The sequence below is a fragment of the Glutamicibacter arilaitensis Re117 genome (assembly GCF_000197735.1).
GTDB lineage: Bacteria > Actinomycetota > Actinomycetes > Actinomycetales > Micrococcaceae > Glutamicibacter > Glutamicibacter arilaitensis.
Genome location: NC_014550.1, coordinates 3804132 through 3823524 on the forward strand (window position 1 = coordinate 3804132; position 19393 = coordinate 3823524).

21 protein-coding genes and 1 riboswitch are annotated in these 19393 nt (G+C 58.7%); of the genes, 7 read left to right on the plus strand and 14 right to left on the minus strand.

Annotation, left to right across the window (positions count from 1 at the left end; all coding sequences use genetic code 11):
- Positions 1-380: 380 nt before the first annotated feature.
- Positions 381-881: a flavin reductase family protein gene (locus AARI_RS18060; RefSeq protein WP_013350673.1), complete on the minus strand. Its 501-nt coding sequence runs from the start codon at positions 879-881 to the stop codon at positions 381-383.
- A gap of 93 nt (positions 882-974) precedes the next feature.
- A riboswitch (SAM riboswitch) is annotated at positions 975-1090 on the minus strand.
- 375 nt (positions 1091-1465) lie between these two features.
- Here AARI_RS18060 and AARI_RS18065 point away from each other — a divergent pair.
- The 6 genes from AARI_RS18065 to AARI_RS18090 all read left to right on the plus strand — a co-directional run bounded on the left by AARI_RS18065 (position 1466) and on the right by AARI_RS18090 (position 6769).
- Positions 1466-3073, plus strand: a complete 1608-nt coding sequence (locus AARI_RS18065; RefSeq protein WP_013350674.1) for a long-chain-fatty-acid--CoA ligase — start codon at positions 1466-1468, stop codon at positions 3071-3073.
- A 15-nt stretch (positions 3074-3088) separates the two neighbouring features.
- Positions 3089-3505, plus strand: coding sequence for a PaaI family thioesterase (locus tag AARI_RS18070; RefSeq protein WP_013350675.1), 417 nt, complete (start codon positions 3089-3091; stop codon positions 3503-3505).
- Positions 3506-4246: 741 nt separating this feature from the next.
- Entirely contained in the window at positions 4247-4543 is a 297-nt protein-coding gene (locus AARI_RS18075; RefSeq protein WP_013350676.1) for a hypothetical protein, read from the plus strand.
- A gap of 196 nt (positions 4544-4739) precedes the next feature.
- Complete coding sequence (locus AARI_RS18080; RefSeq protein WP_013350677.1) at positions 4740-5018, plus strand: hypothetical protein; 279 nt, start codon at positions 4740-4742, stop codon at positions 5016-5018.
- A gap of 94 nt (positions 5019-5112) precedes the next feature.
- Positions 5113-5703 carry a dihydrofolate reductase family protein gene (locus AARI_RS18085; protein WP_013350678.1) on the plus strand — a complete coding sequence of 197 codons (591 nt, stop codon included), beginning with the start codon at positions 5113-5115 and terminating at the stop codon, positions 5701-5703.
- Positions 5704-5710: 7 nt separating this feature from the next.
- Positions 5711-6769 (plus strand): PQQ-dependent sugar dehydrogenase, encoded by a 1059-nt coding sequence (locus tag AARI_RS18090; protein ID WP_013350679.1) that lies wholly within the window; start codon positions 5711-5713, stop codon positions 6767-6769.
- A 94-nt stretch (positions 6770-6863) separates the two neighbouring features.
- On the opposite strand, the gene AARI_RS18095 is transcribed toward AARI_RS18090, so the two are convergent.
- The 10 genes from AARI_RS18095 to AARI_RS18140 form a co-directional block, all read right to left on the minus strand.
- A complete protein-coding gene (locus AARI_RS18095) occupies positions 6864-8381 on the minus strand; it encodes an acetyl-CoA hydrolase/transferase family protein (RefSeq protein ID WP_013350680.1) in 1518 nt (505 codons plus the stop codon).
- Positions 8382-8595: 214 nt separating this feature from the next.
- Positions 8596-8901 (minus strand): helix-turn-helix domain-containing protein, encoded by a 306-nt coding sequence (locus AARI_RS18100; protein ID WP_013350681.1) that lies wholly within the window; start codon positions 8899-8901, stop codon positions 8596-8598.
- 285 nt (positions 8902-9186) lie between these two features.
- The gene (rplI, locus tag AARI_RS18105) at positions 9187-9645 is read right to left on the minus strand and encodes a 50S ribosomal protein L9 (RefSeq protein ID WP_013350682.1); all 459 of its coding nucleotides are present in this window, start codon (positions 9643-9645) and stop codon (positions 9187-9189) included.
- A gap of 20 nt (positions 9646-9665) precedes the next feature.
- Positions 9666-9905, minus strand: coding sequence for a 30S ribosomal protein S18 (gene rpsR / locus AARI_RS18110; protein WP_013350683.1), 240 nt, complete (start codon positions 9903-9905; stop codon positions 9666-9668).
- Between the two features lie 61 nt (positions 9906-9966).
- The gene (locus AARI_RS18115; protein WP_013350684.1) at positions 9967-10536 is read right to left on the minus strand and encodes a single-stranded DNA-binding protein; all 570 of its coding nucleotides are present in this window, start codon (positions 10534-10536) and stop codon (positions 9967-9969) included.
- 55 nt (positions 10537-10591) lie between these two features.
- Positions 10592-10888 (minus strand): 30S ribosomal protein S6, encoded by a 297-nt coding sequence (rpsF, locus tag AARI_RS18120; protein WP_013350685.1) that lies wholly within the window; start codon positions 10886-10888, stop codon positions 10592-10594.
- 171 nt (positions 10889-11059) lie between these two features.
- Positions 11060-13153 (minus strand): acyltransferase family protein, encoded by a 2094-nt coding sequence (locus tag AARI_RS18125; protein WP_231849413.1) that lies wholly within the window; start codon positions 13151-13153, stop codon positions 11060-11062.
- A gap of 111 nt (positions 13154-13264) precedes the next feature.
- Positions 13265-13756 (minus strand): helix-turn-helix domain-containing protein, encoded by a 492-nt coding sequence (locus AARI_RS18130; protein WP_013350687.1) that lies wholly within the window; start codon positions 13754-13756, stop codon positions 13265-13267.
- A 139-nt stretch (positions 13757-13895) separates the two neighbouring features.
- Positions 13896-14447, minus strand: coding sequence for an LURP-one-related/scramblase family protein (locus tag AARI_RS18135; protein ID WP_013350688.1), 552 nt, complete (start codon positions 14445-14447; stop codon positions 13896-13898).
- Positions 14448-14541: 94 nt separating this feature from the next.
- The gene (locus tag AARI_RS18140; protein WP_231849414.1) at positions 14542-15804 is read right to left on the minus strand and encodes a M18 family aminopeptidase; all 1263 of its coding nucleotides are present in this window, start codon (positions 15802-15804) and stop codon (positions 14542-14544) included.
- A 258-nt stretch (positions 15805-16062) separates the two neighbouring features.
- Between AARI_RS18140 and AARI_RS18145 the strand changes: the two genes are divergently transcribed.
- On the plus strand, positions 16063-16449 hold the full coding sequence (locus AARI_RS18145) for a LapA family protein (protein WP_013350690.1): 387 nt from the start codon (positions 16063-16065) through the stop codon (positions 16447-16449).
- Positions 16450-16516: 67 nt separating this feature from the next.
- On the opposite strand, the gene AARI_RS18150 is transcribed toward AARI_RS18145, so the two are convergent.
- Genes AARI_RS18150 through AARI_RS18160 form a run of 3 tightly spaced genes read right to left on the minus strand, consistent with a single transcriptional unit; the run spans position 16517 to position 19393 of the window.
- Positions 16517-17221, minus strand: coding sequence for a response regulator (locus tag AARI_RS18150; protein ID WP_013350691.1), 705 nt, complete (start codon positions 17219-17221; stop codon positions 16517-16519).
- Positions 17218-18513 (minus strand): sensor histidine kinase, encoded by a 1296-nt coding sequence (locus AARI_RS18155; protein ID WP_013350692.1) that lies wholly within the window; start codon positions 18511-18513, stop codon positions 17218-17220. Before AARI_RS18155 ends, AARI_RS18150 begins: the two co-directional genes overlap by 4 nt.
- Positions 18514-18547: 34 nt before the next feature.
- Positions 18548-19393, minus strand: a complete 846-nt coding sequence (locus AARI_RS18160; RefSeq protein ID WP_013350693.1) for a drug ABC transporter inner membrane subunit — start codon at positions 19391-19393, stop codon at positions 18548-18550.

The following is a 19393-nucleotide window of genomic DNA, read 5'->3' on the forward strand; positions in this document are numbered from 1 at the left end:
GGCTTTTTCGGTTTACACACCTGTGGACAGAAAGTATATTCATTGAAGGTCACGGCATCACGCCCAGAGTTATCAACACCCAAAATCACCCAGTTTCCGGGGTTTTTCGCTCCTTGTGCACATTTCCCCACCCCCAGTCCACAGTTCTGTGGATATCCTTGTGGATACTCGAAGTTTCACAAAACCCTTAGTCATCCCGGATTAAATTCATCCGAATACGTCAAAACCGTGAATAGTCCACAATCGGCGGCCCTCGTACCCCAGGGTCCGGTGGATAACTTATTGTGCGTAACGGTGAGGCGAACAGGCGCGCGCTTAAAACAAACAGCGCCGACTGGATCAACTAAATGAACCAGCCGGCGCTGAAAGCTAAGAGGGTTTTATACCAGTTCAGGAACTGGCAGCGAGTGGAACTGCGAATCATGGAAGATCTGTGGCAGGTGCCCTGAGGTGCGATGCCCATGAACTTCCAAAAGAACTACCCAGTGATCGCCTGCTTCGACTTCGTTGTAGATTGAGGTCTCCAGCCAAAGCGTGGAATCGTCAACAAAGAGCGCACCCTGATCTGTGCCGGTGGTTTCGATACCGCGGAATCGATCGCCATTCTTCGAAGCAATCTGCGCGCAAACACCGTCATTGCGTTCACTGAGCACCGAGACACCAATGCGACCAGCGTCGCGCAGCTTGGGCCAGGTGTTCGAGGATTTCTGCACCGCGAACATTACCAATGCAGGTTCAAGGGAAACGCCAACGGTAAACGATGAAGCGACAATGCCGGTCTTCTCGCCGTCCAATTCAGCACAAAGGGCGGCTACGCCCGAGGGGTGCTGAGCGAATACCTTGCGTAGGGTCAACGGGTCAAGTTCAAGATTCAATGACATGGCTCGATTCCTTCGGTCTTGCCCACCGCGCAGTAGCTCGCAAGCTAAGGCTTCTTGTTACCCGAAGCCGCTTGAGCTGAAATCCCGCGCCGTGTGCGGTACTTGTTCCAGCACATTTGTGTGGAACCGAATCCTCACCTGGAGCACCCCACTACCGTTGAGAGGGTTGCCGATCAGCAAGCCAGGGCTTATAGCTGATGCTCTTGATTCTGATTAAAACGATATGGCCCATGACGAAGAAGCGTCAAACATTTCACTTCGCAAATCGCAATATTTAAAGAAATGTTCGATTCAACCCGTCACTAGCGCGCATTTGGCAGTCTTTTATTCGTTGAATGACGTTGTCGCTAGAACCTTCCGGCCGACGAGCGCAGCAAGGCCCCGCGACCGCCGAATCGGCATGAGATCAGCATTCTTCCGGAAACTAGAGCCCTGCCGCGAATTCCCTACCGCCCACCGTAATGAAACTTGGTTTCTCCGCATGACGCCGAGGTTCATGCCATTATTGGTCACAGAGTGCGTTGAGTCACACTCCTGCTTAATGTTGACCGTACCCGCGATGACGATTGAGGAATAGCCACACCATGGTAGAGATTCAGGCCAACCATTCAGAATTGACCCCACTGCGCTTCCTGGAACGCACCGCCGAGGTCTACCCGAATAAAAGCGCCGTCATCCATGGAACCCGCAGCTATTCCTATAACGAGTTCGAAGCACGAGTGCACCGCTTTGCCCAAGCGCTCAAAGCACGCATTGAGCCCGGTGACCGCGTCGCCGTACTGGCGCCGAACACTCCAGAGATGCTCATGGCGCACTACGCCGTGCCGCTGGCCGGTGGCGTGCTCATTGCCCTGAACACCCGGCTTTCGGCCCACGAACTGCAGTACATCGTTGATCATTCTGAGGCGAAGCTGATGCTCGCCGATACCGAACTGCTGGAAAACGCCGAGACCCTGCGCCGGGAGAACCCGACGCTGGATGCCCTCATCGAGATCACCGATGACCAATATGACGGAGCACGCCCAAACGTCCAGGTCGATGCCACCCTGGATGAGCTGCTGGCCGAAGCCTCCGATGAAAAGCTTCCCTACGCGATCGCTGACGAACGGGCTCCGATCACCCTGAACTACACCTCGGGCACCACCGGCAAGCCCAAGGGCGTGCTCTACTCGCACCGCGGCAGCTACCTGAACTCCTTGGGCGAAGCGCACCACCAGGGCTTCACCGCACAAACCCGCTACTTGTGGACTCTGCCGATGTTCCACTGCAATGGCTGGTGCACCCCGTGGGCGGTCACGGCGGCCGGTGGCACCCACCTGAGCCTGCGCGGGGTGCGAGAAGATGCTGTTTGGGATGCCATCGAGAATCTGGGGACCACCCACCTGTGCGGCGCCCCGACCGTCTGCTCCATCATCGCCGACTCCACCCGCGCCCACCAGCTCGATTCCCCGCTGCGCATCACCACCGCAGGCGCTCCCCCGTCACCGGCAATCATCTCCAAGCTGCAGAAGCTGGGCATCGAGGTCGTCCACGTCTATGGGCTCACCGAGGTCTACGGGCCGTACACGGTCTGCGAGTACCAGGATGAATGGGATGAGCTCGATGGCCCGGGCCGGGCCGCGAAACTGGCACGCCAAGGCGTTGGCATGATCACCGCCGAGTCCGCGCGCATTGTTGATGAGAACATGAACAATGTGCCGGCGGATGGGCAGACCATGGGTGAAATCGTGCTGCGCGGCAATAACGTCATGATCGGCTACTACCGCGACGAAGCGGCCACCGCCCAAGCTTTCCATGGCGGCTGGTTCCACACCGGCGACCTCGGCGTCATGCACCCGGACGGCTACATCCAGGTGCGCGACCGGGCCAAGGACATCATCATTTCCGGCGGCGAGAACATCTCCACCATCGAGGTGGAACAGGCCCTCGCGTCGCATCCAGAGGTGCTGGATCTTGCAGTCATCGGCGTCGCCGATGAGAAATGGGGTGAGCGTCCGGTGGCTTATGTCATCCGCGCCAGCGGATCCACCCTGGATGCCGAAACCCTGATCGGCTTCGCCCGCGAAAAGCTGGCCGGATTCAAGGTGCCGCGCACCATCGTCTTCCCGCAGGATCTGCCGCGCACCTCCACTGGTAAGGTGCAGAAGAATGTCCTGCGCGCCCAGGCGCTCGAAGACAGCACAACGAACTAGCCCGAGGACCAGTAATTGGATAAGCCAGCACCACGGATTCCCGACAAGACCAGCCGATTCAGCGCAAGCATCGGATTGGAATTCGATGAAATCACTGCCACTGAAGTACGTGCCCACGCGACGTTGGACGAGAACCACCACACCCCGTGGGGCGTGGTCCATGGCGGCGTGTACGCCTCGATGATCGAGAGCGCAGGGTCGGTTGGCGCCAGCTATGCGGTGGCCGAACGCGGGCAATTCGCCGTCGGAGTGCATAACGCAACCGATTTCCTGCGCCCATCCACCGGGGCGCGGGTCCAGGTGGTCGCCACCGCGCTGTTCCAAGGGCGCACCCAGCAGCTCTGGGAGGTCATCATCACCGATGAAGCCACCGGCAAGCAGCTCTCCCGTGGCCAACTGCGTACCCAGAATGTGGATCTGCCCAAGGGCTAAGGCATCCCTGCAGATGGGATTCGACTACGCGGCGTTCAAGGCACCAGTTCCGACACCACAAGGTTTAAGGAACGACGTAGAAGCCTGCCTCTGCACCTAGTTTCTCTTGCCGTAGCTTTCGAACGTTCAATCACACGTTAGGTTTACCCGTCAGCCCCTAAGTAGCAGCAACGGTGCCTCACGAAACCCAAACACCCAACAACGTATCGACGAAGGCGTGGCTTCGACACCTGGGTACACGACAAGAATGCCTTGGGTTTGCGAATAGAAACGGCGACGGACGCATGCCCGTTTGGGTTAATTAGGTGCGGTCCATGACATGGGATCGTTCAAACTGCAGTCGCCTTGGATCCATTTCGTCATTCGAACAATGGGAACTACGGTTCGCGAGGATGCTTGGCATGCTCTTGCGAGCATGCCCTGCTCAAGGGCTTCATGCAGAACGCATATAAGATGCGGACCAAAGGAACCCCGACCTTGGACGGGCTAGTGAGCAGGCACCAATTCAGTCACTTCGTTCGTCAGCGTACCGACCGTTGGTTTTAATGCCCCGTGCAACGTCACCGGCTTTCTAGTACTGAGGCTCACCGAGCACCATACTTAAGTATGATTCTTTTGAAAATACCCTTTTGCTAGTATGAATATAAGAAATCATCAAGATGTTCAGTTTCCGCTTGGTGAAGTATGAGGTGCGCGCAGCACCAAGATCTACAACCGCTACACGAGCTGCACGGGAGAAGAATGCTGAAATACCTCGGTCTTTCTAACAACGACCCTGGCGATACTTTGCCCATGTGGCACGGAGTCGACAAGAAGAAACGAGCTTTGGCGTTATTAGCATCAGTCCTCCTTGCCTCGGCGATGTTCTTCCTAACGTCTTGGCTACTCTCGGATGCCCCTAAGACCAGCTTCACAAAGTATGTTCCTGTCATGTTTGCTGCATTAACTCTCTCGCTCTCAACTGTGATTGCGGAACGTTCGCTTGTGCGCGCTCCGGGAAAATCTGAGCAAGACCAGCTTGAACAGTGGAAAAATTAGGTTCATTCTTTAGTTCTAGTCAGACCGTATTTCAGTGTTCTTGAAGAGCGTTGCATTGCGGCGCGGCTTCGCAGCTGCTCTAACTGACTCACAGAGGAACAGAACGCACCATGGCCAGTTCCGTGAGCTTTTGGTTCACATGCTGTTTCTGCAATCCACTGAAGTAGTCCGAACAACATAGGAAGAAGTTGCGCAAATGAATGTCTCCGCAGGCAAACTCGTCGGCAAATGTCCGCTATGGACTTGGGTAATGATGGGATTGGCGCTTGCTTCTGCCCTGGCCCTTATTGACTGGGAAAATACGGGGGCAGCAAAGCCATTCTGGATGTTCCTCCTGCCCACTGCCTTTGGATTATTGGGCGGCATCATCGCTGCGCTAAAGAAGAGCTATGGTTGGGCCCTGATCTCCTTGGCATTCGGCTTGCTGGCTGTGCAACTGCTCTCCGTCGTGGTCACATTGGTCCAGGGTCCATAGCGGTTCCCTGAGAATCCCGAGTAACTGCTTTTCTCGCTGCGAGCACGGGCGTACGGTAGGTGGCATCTACCGCCCGAACTTCAGGAGGTTCGCCGTGAGTGCGACCTATACCTTCGATGTATTCAGCAGCCTTGATGGCTTCGGCAGTGCCGGAAGCGATTGGGGCGGCTATTGGGGAAAGCAAGGACCGGAGCTGCTGGCCCATCGGCTCGAACAATATACGCAGCCATGCCGCATGGTGTTCGGGGCCAACACTTTCCGCCTGTTCAGCCTCTTCTGGGAAGAAATCGAAGCGAATCCCGAGGTTGAAGACGCGTGGGGCGTGGCCTTGCACGACAAGCCTGCCACCGTCATCTCCACCACCTTGGAAGAGCCGCTGAAGTGGCCCAATCCCACACTGGAGCGCGCTGATGCGCTGGAGGTCGTCGCGCGGCTGAAGGAAACCTCGGATGTGCCCCTGCGCTCCCACGGAAGTTTGGCCATGAACCATTCCCTGCTCGCTGCAGGCTTGGTGGACTTCATCCAGGTGACCATCTTCCCGGTGCTGACCGGCCACAGCGGCTCCGCTCCAGTACTTGGCGGGGTGGACGACTATGACTTGGAACTTGTCAATTCCAAGTTGCTGGATGGCCGGATACAGGAATTGACCTACCGCCCGTCACGCCATCAACCGGCACACAGCTAGCAGCACCATGCGGCGCAAACTCGTTCCTTGGGTAGTCGCCGGCATGCTCATGCTCAATGGGTGTACTGCACCGACGGCCAGCGACCAGCCGGGCAGCTCGCCAGCTCCCCTGGCCACGGGACTGGAGGCGCCCTGGTCAATGGTCTATGCCCAAGGCAGCTTGCTGGTCAGCGAGCGGGATTCGGGACGGATCCTGGAAATCCTGGATTCCGGGCAGCATCGCGAAGTAGCTCGGGTCGATGGGGTGGCAGCCCAGGGCGAGTGCGGGTTGCTCGGCTTGGCCTTCCTCGCCCCCGATCAGTTGTATGCCTACTCCACTACGGAATCAGGCAACCGCATCCAGCAGTTCACCGTGCAGGGCAGCGCTGGAAGCCTTTCGCTCTCATCCCCGCGCACGCTGCTCGACACCTTGCCGTCGGCGAGCATCCACAATGGCGGGCGGCTGGCTATCGGCCCCGATGGCATGCTCTATGCCTCCGTCGGGGACGCGGCGGATCCCGAGCAGGCACAGGACCTCCAGCAATTGGGCGGCAAGATACTGCGCATGGCACCGGAAGGCAGCATCCCGGACGATAACCCGTTCGCAGGTTCCTATGTCTACAGCTACGGGCACCGCAATGTGCAGGGCATGGCGTGGAGCTCGGACGGGACCATGTATGCCAGCGAGTTCGGGCAGAACACCTGGGATGAGCTGAACATGATCGAGGCCGGAGGCAATTACGGCTGGCCTCTGGTCGAGGGATCCGCCGGCACGACGGATCAGTACACTGATCCGATCGCGCAGTGGGCGCCGTCCGAGGCGAGCCCCAGCGGCATCGCGATTGTCGACGATACCTTGTACCTCGCAAACCTGCGCGGAGCGCTCCTGCGCAGCGTCAGTCTGGATTCACCCGATAGCCAATCAGAATTGCTGGTGGGCGAGCATGGGAGGCTTCGCGATGCCTTGCTGTCCGAGAATGGGGACCTGCTGGTCTTGACCAGCAATACCGACGGCCGCGGCAACCCCACCCCGCAGGATGACCAGATCCTGGGCATCAAGCTCGCACCGCAGTCACCCACTGGATAAGCTCCGCCAAGCCGTCCCTGCGGCTGCGATCCCACGGAAATGGCGGAGGGCCGGCACCATGATGCCGGCCCTCCGCAAATGAATCCTTGCCAGCCTAGTTTGCTGGGCGCATGTCTCCGGTCTGGCGGAAACGCTCATGCCAGGACAGCGCCTCGCCCAGCAGGTGCGGGGTGTGCTTTCCGTAGCTCTCCTTGCAGGCGCGGTCGAAGTAGTCCTGCAGCATCGGGCGGTACTCCGGGTGGGCGCAGTTGTCGATGACAATCTGCGCACGCTGCTTGGGCGAGTGCCCGCGCAGGTCGGCCAGGCCCTGTTCGGTAATCAGGATCATGGTGTCGTGCTCTGTGTGGTCCACGTGGGAGGCCATCGGAACGATGCCCGAGATCTTCCCGCCCTTGGCGGTGGATGGGGACATGAACACCGACAGGTAGCCGTTGCGGGCGAAGTCGCCCGAACCGCCGATGCCGTTCATCACGTGCGAGCCGAGCACGTTGGTGGAGTTCACGTTGCCGTAGATGTCGGCTTCGATCATGCCGTTCAGGGCAATGCAGCCCAAACGGCGGATGATCTCCGGGTGGTTGGAGATCTCCTGGGCACGCAGCAGGATGCGCTTGCGGTAGTGGTCGACGTTCCGGTTGAATTCCTCGATGCCCTCCGAGGACAGCGAGAAGCTGGTAGCGGAGGCGAACTCGATGGTACCGTCCTTGATCAGCTCCAGCATGCCATCCTGGATGACCTCGGTGTAGGCGGTCAGGCCCTTGTAGCCGCCGCGGGACAGACCGGCCAGCACGGCGTTGGCGATATTGCCCACGCCCGACTGCAGCGGCAGCAGCTTCTCGGACAGGCGTCCGGCGCGGATCTCGGAATCCAGGAAGGTCAGCAGGTGGTCCGCGATCTTCTCGCTGGTCTCGTCCACTGGCGCGAAGGGGCTCAGTCGGTCAGGTGCGTCGGTTTCCACGACGGCGACGATCTTGTTCACGTCGACGTCCATGTACTGCTGGCCGATGCGGTCGCGCACGGTAGTCAGGTCGATCGGTTTGCGGTGCGGAGGAAGCGCGGTGCCGTAGTAGATATCGTGCATGCCTTCCATGGCGGCGGACTGCTGGGAGTTGACCTCGATGATGATCTTGTCGGCCATCTCCAGCCAGGTCTTGTTGTTGCCTACCGAGCTGGACGGGATCAGGTCGCCCTCGGCGGTCACGCCGACAACTTCTACGATGGCCACGTCGATCTTGCCGTAGAAGCCGAACCAGGCGTGCTGGGCCACATGGGACAGGTGGATGTCCATGTATTCCATGTTGCCGTCATTGATCCGGCGGCGCAGCTCGGGGTCGGACATGTACGGCAGGCGCAGGTTCATGCCTTCGGCCTTGGCCAGCACGCCGTCCAGCTCAGGGGCGGTGGATGCACCGGTGAGCACGTTGATCTTGAAGTCCTTGCCTGCTGCATGCTGGCGTTCCATCTGGGCGGCCAATGCCCCGGGAACGGACTTCGGGTATCCGGCACCGGTGAAGCCGCTCATTGCGACGGTCATGCCCGGCTTGATGAATTCTGCTGCCTGCTCGGCACTCATCAAACGATCGGTAAAGGCCCGGTGGTGAATACGCTCGTGCAAAATAACCCCTTCTAGACTTCCTTGTGACACGGGTCTGTAACCTGCATCTCACCGGAACACTTTAGCCGGTCATTGGCGTGAGTCAGACCTCACTGTGCACATCTGCGCGATAGGTGGCGCATTTCTCGATGAGGTGGGTTCTATTTGCGTTGACCGGTCGGTCAGGAATGCTATTGACGTAGGATTTAGCCTTCAAATAACTGCCGCAGCGCCGTTAGCCTAGTTCCGCATGAGAATCGTCGCGGATCGCCTTGACCTGCAAGCGCGCGCCCAGCGATTCTGCATAGCGACGCAGGGTGGACAGCTGGACGCGGTCAAGGTCCCCGGTCTCCATGCGGGCGATGCGGTCCACGCTCAGCTTCATGACGCTTGCAACTTGCACCTGGCTCAGCTCTGCTTCTTCGCGCAGTGCGCGCAGCGAGAGCCTGCGCGACTCATGCTGCACATGGCGTCGATGCTCGGCAACGGCCTCGCGTTGCTGCTGCGTCAATACTTCCGGATCGGCATACGCAAAACCCATTTGTTCCACCGTTTCTCTCGATCGTTCTGGCTGAGCACATTCTCTTCTCTGAGGCTATTGCTGCAAAGTGGACAAGCCAATGATTATGACGCATTGGATGCAAGACGATCTGGTGAATTATGGGCCAAGTCCCGGTTACGCCATGAAGGGCCAGACGGAATCGCCTTGGAGTCTGCGCGCTCGTTGATCCGGCGGCCCAAAGAAATCCGGTTAATCGCCAAGAGGTGGCGTGCTCTCCTTGCGGAGTGCACGCCACCTCTTGGTCAGAAGCTGTGTCTAGAAGACTTACTTCTTTGCAGCAGCTACAACCTGCAGACGCAGGTTTGCAACAACGTCAGCGTGAACGCGAACGGTTGCGGTGTAGTTGCCAGTCGACTTGATCTGGTCGTTGACCTCGATGTTGCGCTTGTCGATCTTACCCAGACCGGCAGCCTCTACGGCAGCAGCAATTTCGGTGGTCTTGACGGTGCCGAACAGGCGACCGTTCGAGCCAGCCTTCATGGTGATCTTCACCGGCTGGGACTTCAGCTTAGCTGCAAGTGCCTGAGCATCCTCAAGGTTTGCAACGGCGCGAGCAGCACGTGCAGCCTTGATCGACTCCACCTGCTTCTCACCGCCCTGGGTCCAGACGATTGCGAAGCCGCGTGGCAGCAGGTAGTTACGGGCGTAGCCGTTCTTTACCTCGACAATATCGCCAGCAGCACCGAGACCGGATACTTCGTGAGTCAAAATGATCTTTGCCATGTTGTTATATCCCCTCTTCCTTAGCCGCGGCCAGCGCCGGAGTAAGGCAGCAGGGCTACTTCACGTGCGTTCTTGATTGCCTGTGCGATCTTGCGCTGTTCCTGAACGGAAACGCCGGTCACGCGACGAGCGCGGATCTTACCGCGGTCGGAGATGAACTTGCGCAGCAGTGCGGTGTCCTTGTAGTCGATGACAGTGATGTCAGCGGCCTTCAATGGGTTGGACTTTGGTTTGGGCTTACGGATTTCAGCCTTAGCCATCGTGGAGCTCCTTAGTTTTGGAGCCCGCAGAATGATCTGCGGGATGGTGAATAAATATTGTTTAGAAAGGTGGTTCGTCTGCGCCTGGGTTGCCCCAGCCGCCACCGTTGTTTCCGCCGGTGCTCCATGGGTCTGCGGCTGGAGCATTCCATCCGCCACCCTGCTGAGGCTGCTGCTGACGCGGCGCCTGAGCTGGAGCACTTTGCTGTGGTGCGTTGGAGAAGCCTCCACCACCATTGCCGAAGCCACCGTTGCCACCGCCGGAGCGCTGGGTACGGGTGACCTTGGCGGACGCGAAACGGAGCGATGGGCCGATTTCATCGACTTCAAGCTCCATGACGGTGCGACGTTCGCCTTCCTTGGTGTCGTAAGAACGTGAACGCAACCGACCCTGGGCAATGACACGCATGCCCTTGGTCAGCGTTTCAGCAACGTTCTCTGCAGCCTCACGCCAAACCGATGCGCGCAAGAACAGGGCTTCCCCGTCCTTCCACTCATTGGACTGGCGATCAAAGGTGCGAGGAGTCGAAGCGATCGTAAAGTTCGCTACGGCTGAACCGGATGGCGTGAAACGCAGCTCCGGATCGGCGGTCAGGTTGCCGATAACGGTAATAACAGTCTCGCCTGCCATTGACTCTCCTTAGAAAGATTGAACGTTAATTCCTACGACGGAAGGTTGCGCGTAATTAAACGCGTGCCTCTTCCGGACGGGTGACCTTGTGGCGCAGGATCAGTTCGTTGATCTTCAGCTGACGCTCAAGTTCAGCCGAAGCAGCTGGTTCTGCGGTGTAGTTCACCACTACGTAAGTGGCTTCTGCCTTCTTCTGGATCTCGTAAGACATCTTGCGACGTCCCCAGATATCAACCTTGTCGATCGTTCCACCATTTGAGCGAACAACTTCGAGGTACTTCTCGAGAGTTGGCTCTACGGTGCGGTCATCGACCTCTGGATCGATGAGGACCATAAGTTCATAAGCACGCATGTGAACCCACCTCCTTTGGGCTAAACGGTCGCGGTATTTCCGCAACAGGAGGTTCTTGCGTTATCCATGCTCCGCGGCACCCAAGTTTCGGGCGTGCAGTAGCACAGACCTTCCAATCCTACCCGAGAGACCCCAAGTTGCATAAGCCTAGGTGTCCTAAATCATGCCGGGCTAGTTGGCAGCGAGCGCCTTTTCGATCCTTTGGCCGAAGACCGGCGCCAAGGTGCCCATATAGGTGTCGCTGATGTGGTGCTTGTCGCGGTAGACCAGGACGTTTCCCACCACGGCAGGGCAGGTTCCCTCCATGCAGAAGTGGTCGCTGAAGTCGAGTACCTCGACGCGCGGTTCCAGTTCGGCAGCACGCTCGGTGGCATCGCCCTTTTCGTAAGCACCCTTTTCCGGGAACGCGCATTTCTCCGGGTCTTGCGCGTTTTCTTCCACGCAATCACGTGCATAGGAGTCCTGTGGAGGCCGCGGGGTGTCCACAATGGCATAGACCGGAAGGCCGGCGTCTTCGAGTTCGGACCAGATCGCGGCTTGGCCCTTCGCTGCGTCAGTGGTGAAGGTGGCTCCACCCCAGTTCGCTGTGATCACCGCGTTGATGTCATCGCGCGTCTTCAAGGCCTGGAGGCTCTGGCCGATTGCTTCTTCGCAGTTGATGCTGCCATCTTGATCCGCTTTGCGCTGAGCCGCTGAGAATGGACAGGAATTTTTCAGATAAGTCACTACTTTCCAGCCCTTGCTTTGGGCGTATCCATGCACGGCTTCGAACCAATGCGCCGCATGTGAATCTCCCACCAGCGCCACGGTATAGGTGGCGTCCTTGCTGCCGAATTCGCATTCCTTGATCTGCATGGACTTTGGTTCCTGGACGCAGTCACCCAGATCCGGCTGGTCCTCAGCTGCCGTGGCAGGCAACGGGACGACCTGCTGATGGCCTGCTACAAAAGCGGGGGCACCCTGGGCAACGGACGCAGCACCAAAACCATCGGGAGGGCTTTGCATCATCGTGGCCAGCTCTTGCCGCTCCTGGTCAACAAGCCGTTTTTGCATGGTGCCTGGCAGCGTCGCGAGCGAAGCCGCGAGCCCGACCATCACCGCCCCGGCAACCAAGGACCGGGCAGGGGAACTGGCCAGCGGGCGGAAACTGCGCAAGGGAGCTTCAACCCACTTCAGGCTGGCCCAGGCCAGCAGCAGCGACCCAGCCAGCAACGCTACTGACTGCCACGGCGAAGGCTCGCCGCCAGCAAGCTCAATGAAGAACACGATCAACGGCCAATGCCACAGGTACAGCGAATACGAGGCCAGGCCAACCCACTGAACCGGAGCCCAATTCACCAATGGATGCAAGGATCCGGGCCCGCGAGTGTTGCCTGCAGCAATCACCACGGCGCAGCCAAGAACCGGAATGGCCGCAGCAATGCCGGGGAAGACGGTTTGGGCGTTGTAGCTGAACGCCGCGAAGCAGATCGCCGCTAACGCTGCAAGCACCGCCAGATTCCTCAGCTGCCAGCTCATCGCCCACGCTGGCAGCGCCAAGGAGCCATTGGCGTGCGCCTGAACCACCAAGGCGAGAAGTCCGCCGACCGCCAATTCCCAAACACGGGTGGTGGTAATGAAGTATCCGGCGGCATTTCCGGAGTAGCCGGCATACGCCGAGTAACACAGCGAAACCACTGCGATGCCGGCGAAGATCATCCAGAGCATGCGGCGCCGAGAGGCGAACCCATCGCCACGAGGATCAGCATTCGGCTTGGCCATCAAGCACACTGCTAGAACCAGCAACGGCCAAAACAGATAGAACTGCTCCTCAACACCCAGCGACCAGAAGTGCTGCAACGGCCCAGGAACTTGATCTGCAGCCAGGTAATCGACCGAGTCCGCGGCGAGCACCCAGTTCTGCACCGAGAATGCCGAAGCAATCGCTTGGGTACCCAGAGTTTCCCATTGCGTTTTGGGCAGGATCAAGAAGCTTGCCGCGACAACCACCAGGATCACCAGCATGGCAGCAGGAAGGATTCTTCGCGCTCTCCCGGCAAAAAAGGCCGCGAGCTTGACCCGACCGGTGCGTTCGGCTTCACGCAGCAGGTGCGAGGTAATCAGGAAACCGGAAATGACGAAGAAGATATCGACGCCGATGTAGCCGCCGGGAACTACCGACGGTTCGAGGTGATAGGCAACGACCAGCAGCACCGCCAGGGCACGGAGGGCCTGGATCTCCGGACGGAAATTCTTGACCTGCGGGGAATTCGAACTCATAGTCATTGATCAGACCAGCACGGGGTAAACAGCAGGTTATAAATGAGCAACTGGCGGTCTAACGACCCGTGGGAACCCCATGAGTGGTCCCGCGGCTAGGGCTTCGCGACTTGGGCTCTAACCCAGTAGTTTCCTATTTGGCGTGGACAGTGGATATTTGGCATCAAGTTTGGAATCGAGACTCAACCGGAAAACTGCTTCGAGCAACAGGTTCCCGACGCCCCAGTATGCCGGGATCAGCAGCCAGATGTACCAGCCAAAGTTGCCGGTGGTTGCCAGGATGACTGTGCCGAAGGTGACCAGGATGCCCAGCCCGCGGAACACTAGCAGGATCCCCTTGATTACTGAATCCCGGCGTTCCTGGTCCGCTTGGGTTCTGGCTTCGAGTCCATCTACGGCCTCGGAGAATTTTGGAGTTTGAACGCTTTTGAAAAGATCACCAACCTGCACATCCAAGGCTTTGGCGACCAGCGAGATAGTTTCCAGGCTCGCGTCGTTGCCTGCTTCAAGACGTTGGACCGTCCTGACCGTAATGCCGCTTTCCGTGGCCAGTCGCTCTTGCGTCCAGCCCTTAACACGACGAAGTTCTGCAATCCGTGATTCATTCATGCTCCTCACGCTAGCCAATAGCACACCGAAAACACCACGACATCCAAGCGACAGTTACCCGACAACAGCACGTCAGACAGCCGAAAGACCGCTTGACCTGCTGTGGAGAAGTATTCCCAGCGACGACTATTCCAGGGTGTTACGAGTTCCGCTGCTGCTTCTCACGGATCAAGTCCAGTGCCAGCACCGAGCCGATCACCGCTTGGCGTTGCTGTATGGTGAGATTTTCCGCCAATCGCAGGGCGTAGGTTGATTTGCCGAGCAAGGCGTTGCCCATCCCGGACCACTCCCGGGTCACGGTTCCCAGGACTCCGCCGGGGCCAGTGATCTGGAAGTCGAAGTCCCAGATGCTTCCCAATAATTCGAGCTCTTCCCCCAGCATCGAGATGGCGACCCGGGTCTTGAAGAAGGTGATTTTCTTGACCAAGCTGGCTAATGGGCCCGCGTTGCCATCGAGGATCTCAAAACGATCGCGGCCGACGGTCATCGTATCTTTGACAATGATGACCGGATTGCCTGGTCCGTCAAAGACCGTAAGCTCTCTGGCTCCGGCAAACATGCGACCCAACGTACTTCCGCCGGTATCCACATGGGCAATCTGCTGTCCGGTCTGATCACGGATCGCGAAGTCGTTCTTGGAGAAATTCTTCGTCTGCTGGAAAATCAACATGTCCTGGTTGAAGATCGTCATGGTGCCGATTATGCCACCGTTTGGGCGTATCCGGAGCCGACGCCTGGGGAAAGCGAAGAGCCAGCCTAGCGGCTGGCTCTTCGCGTTGGCCTAACTAGGCTCCGAAGAATTCGCGCGAAACCTTGGACAGGTACCAAGGATCATCCACGCCGCACATCTCGCGAGCGGAGTGCATGGACAGCAGCGCTACGCCCACGTCCAGGGTGCGAATGCCGATTCGGGTCGCGGTCAGCGGACCGATGGTTGAGCCGCAAGGCACGCGGTTGTTGGAAACGAATTCCTGGTACGGAACACCGGCAGCCTCGCACCAGTTGGCGAATGCGGCGGCACCGACAGCGTCGGTGGCATAGCGCTGGTTGGCGTTGATCTTCAGCAACGGGCCTGCGTTCAACTGCGGACGGTTGGCTGGGTCGTGGCGCTCGGGGTAGTTCGGGTGCACGGCATGGCCGGCATCTGCAGACAAGCACACCGAGTTCGACAGCGCACGGGCATTGTCTTCAACATTGCCGCCCAGGGATGCCTGGATGCGGTTGATCAGCTCTTCCAAGAACGGTCCGCAGGCACCCGATCGCGACGATGAACCTAGTTCTTCATGATCAAAAGCCGCCAGCATCGCAATGTGATTGCCTGCTGGCTTGCGGGAATGATCAGCCAATGCGATCAGGCCAGCGTGCACCGAAGAAAGGTTGTCCAATCGCGAGCTGGCGAAGAAGTTCTTGCCTTCGCCGAAGACTTCGCCACGCTGGGCAGGAGCGGTCAGGATGTCGTAGCCAGCTACCTGCGACGGGTCGACCCCTGCAGATTTCGCTAGGATCGCCAGAATGTCAGCATCCGCCAAATCGCCTGCGCCGAAGACTGGGTTGGTGTGGGTCTGTTTGTCCAGGGCCAACCCTTCGTTGACTTGGCGGTCAAGGTGAATAGCCAACTGCGGGATGCGCAGGATCGGTTCGGTCTGGGCTAGATGTTCGGAACCGTCCTTGAGAACCAAACGGCCGGCGAGCACCAGTTCGCGGTCCAACCAGGAATTGAGCAGAGGTCCGCCGTAAACTTCAACGCCTGCTTGCCACCAGCCGTTGGAACCGATGGTTGGCTTTGGCTTGAGCTTGAAACCGGGGGAATCGGTGTGGGCACCAAGGATATGGAAGCCGCTGGTCGCGGTAGCTGCTTCTGGCTGCACCCAGGCAATGATCGCTCCGTCGCGGATGACGTAGTAAGAGCCGGGACCCAAGTTCCAGGCCTGCTTTTCGTCCAAAGCGTTGAATCCAACGGCATCCAGGCGTTTCGCGGCCGAAGCTGCAGCGTGGTAGCTCGATGGAGAGGTTGCGACGTATTCGGCCAGGTCTGCAATGTGGGCCATTGCTGCGGCTTGTGCCATAGCTGGTTACTCACTTCTTTCTGTCAAGAGATATTTGTCAGACGGTTTTCCAGGTTTCGGTTCCCGCCTGAAAAGTCGAGTTGCCCTCCAGCTTAGTAGCCCAAAGCACATTTTCCGGTGTCCTGCTGAACCTCGGAGCTCTCTGGCAACCTGAGATATACCCATATCTTTAGCTTGACTTGGGGCCTAGCTCTCGAGGATGCTGAAAGCAGTCCCGGAGACGAGGAAAGCGAGTTCATCATGGCTACAGCCGATCGAATACCAGAACAAAACGAGATTCCAGCAAACTCACCCGCAGGCGAGCTGGAGACTACCTTGCCGATGGATTCCAAGGTCCAGCAGTCCGAACCTGCCGGCACAAACAAGCTTCCAGCCACAAAGCTGGGGCGCATCTGGACCGCTACGATCTTCGGCCTGGTCGTCCTGATCTTGCTGATTGTCTTCATCGCCCAGAACCAGGATCAGGTGACGCTGAACTACTTCGCTTATCAGGGACAGGTCAACCTTGGACTGGCGTTATTCTTTGCCGCCGTTGGCGGTGCCCTGGTGGTTGCGATCGCCGGAGTGGCCCGCGTAATCCAGCTGCGCGCTACTGCCAAGAAACGGCGCAAGGCCAACAAGCGCTAAAAGAATTCATGGCCACCGCAGGAAACCTCCAGGTTTCCTGCGGTGGCCATTTTTGCGTTTATGGTTCCTAGTAGTCCAAGCCTTGGGACGGGATCACCAGTCCGGTCTCGTAGGCGTACACCACCGCTTGCACTCGATCGCGCAGATGCAATTTGGTCAGGATCCTCCGTACATGGGTTTTCACCGTCGCTTCAGAAAGGAAGAAACGGTGCGCAATCTCGGCATTGGACAAGCCCTCGGCGAGCGCACGCAGCACTTCTTGTTCTCGTGGGGTCAGATCATCGAGCAACGGGTCTCGCTTGGGTTCGGCAGCTTGGCCCGGAACACCATGTCCGGCGTTGCGCACGTAGGTTTCCAGCAGTCGCGCGGTTACGCGCGGCGCCACGACCGCATCACCGGAAGCGACCAAGCGCACCGCGTGGACCAGTTCCTCCGGGGCCACATCTTTGAGCAGGAACGCGCTGGCTCCGGCTTGGAGGCCGGAGAATGCGTACTCGTCCAGGTCAAAGGTGGTCAGGATGATGATCTTGGTTTCCGGATGCTCTTTGGCGATGCGTTCGGTCGCTTCAAGACCGTCCATCTTGGGCATGCGCACGTCCATTAGCACCACGTCTGGCTTCAGTGCGGCGGTCTGCGCCAGGGCGTCGAGACCGTCAGCTGCTTCACCGGCGATGACAATATCGTCTTCGCCTTCGAGGATGAGGCGGAATCCCATGCGTAAGAGGGGCTGGTCATCGACCAGCAGGACCTTGATTTTATCGTCCACGCTCATTCGTTCACTGCCTTCTTAGTTTCGTTCTGCAAGCTGCATTCGGGAAGTTTCAGAACCGCTTTGACGATCCACCCGCCGCTGGCCAGCGGCCCGGCGTCAACGGTTCCGTCAAAGAGTGCGGCTCGTTCGCGCATGCCACGCAGTCCCCGCCCACTGCCGATACTCGGAACTCTGGTCGCATCGCCGTTATCCATAATTTCCATGCGAAGTTCATCCCGGCGCCGTTCCAGACGGACCTGCACATCACTTACGTTACGGGCATAGCGCAGGGAATTCGTCAGGGACTCTTGAATAATACGGAAGACAGTCAGTTGGAAGGTGGTGTCTTCTGGCAACGGGTCGCCGGTATGCGTGAAGGAAACCGGAAGGCCTGCGGTGCGGAACCCTTCAAGCAACTGCTCCACGTTGCCGCCAGTTGGCTGCGGGGCCAGGTCTCCGGATTCTTCTTGCCGCAGCACCCCAAGCATGCGGCGCATATCGGCCAAGGCGGCACGGCCAGTTCCGGACAGTTCGTTGAGCACTTCATCTGCCCGGGTCTGATCACGCTTAGCCACCACCCGCGCGCCCTCGGACAAGGCGATCATCACCGAGAGCGAGTGGGCCACTACATCGTGCATTTCGCGGGCAATGCGGTTGCGTTCTTGCACCTGGGCGAGTCTGGATACCTGCGACGCCCAGTGATTGAGTTCAGCTTCGTGGATGCGCGAATTGCGCACGTTCATGCCTACGGCCGCTGCGGCAATGTAGAACCCGATGACGAAGCTTCCCGAAACGGCAATGATGACGCGGGTGAAGATCATTTCGTCAATTCCAGCTTGCGGATCGAATTCCATGCCCTCCATATCGGGGAAGCCCATGAGAACCATCAAGACGGTTTGGAAACTACCGGCCAGGATTGCCAATGGGATGGTGCGTTTGGCCGAGTAGCTGGTGGCAACCGTATACAGGGCGATGACCATCCCCACCCCGCCAAGGCCGCCTTGCGAACCGGCGATCACCAAAGCCAGGCATTCAAAAATGAAGACCAGGATAATCACCGTCATCGGAGCCCTGCGCCGGTACAACAGGGCAGCGCTGATGGCGAGAGTGACTACCAGCAGTCCGGTGGCGTTGGCATCTGGCATTGCGGCGAACACCAAAACACCGGGCAAGGTCAGCAGCAGGTAGATGACCACCGCGCCGATGACCACCAAGCGGGGGTGGGTACGCAAATAGCGCCGTACCCGGCCCATTCGTTTGGCGGCCAGTTCATCGAAGGAAACCACGGTTTCCTGCAGCGTCGGTTGACTCATATTCCCAGTCTAGGTTTCTCGTGCACTCGGCGAGCTATTTGATGTCCCGCTTGGCCAGCAAGACAGCTCCCAGTGCCAGGGGAAGCACTATCCAGCCTGCCACGCCCAACAGCTGCTGCCATTGCTCCAGATCCGTGGAAACGCTGGCTGGAGTGGCCAAGCCGATACCCAGCTGATCTGGCATGAACTTGGCAACGTACTGTGCCCAGTCGGTGAAAGCAGTCAGCAGGGCAACGATGATCGGCAGTACGAAGAACAAACCTGCCAGGCTGGTGATTCCGCCGGCAGAATTGCGCAGCAACACCCCGAGCGCCAATCCGATCAATGCCGCCATGATCACGGCCAGTGCCCCGAACCAGAGCACCTTCTGGAAGGACTCGCTGCCGAATTCCAGACCTAAGTTGTATGCATCGGAAATCGGCTTGCAAAGCGCGAAGGCGGCCAGGGTGGCGGCAATCTGGACGATACCGGTCAGCAGCGTAATCAGGATCGTCTTGGCCGCCAGCACGCGGAAGCGCTGCGGGCTGGCCAAGAAGGTGCTCACTGCAGAGCCAGTGGTGAATTCACCGCTGAAAAGCAGCACGCCGAGCACGCCGAGGATCAGCTGGCTGAAGACCAGCCCTGAGCCGATCAGCTGGGCGGCCATGTTGGGGTCTGTCATCATCTCCATCCCCTGCACTTCCCCCATGCCGGCCATGTCGCTGTTATTCAACGACCCGACTCCCCAGGTCGCAATGGCTGCGATGCCCAGGTAGACCACGAAGGCGACAGCGATCAAGATACGCGTGGAGTTCAGTGCGAAGAAACGGATGGCTTCACTGCGCAGCACGCCCCAGAGGGTGACTTTGCCGGCAGGTGCGGTTGCGAGATGGGTAGTCAT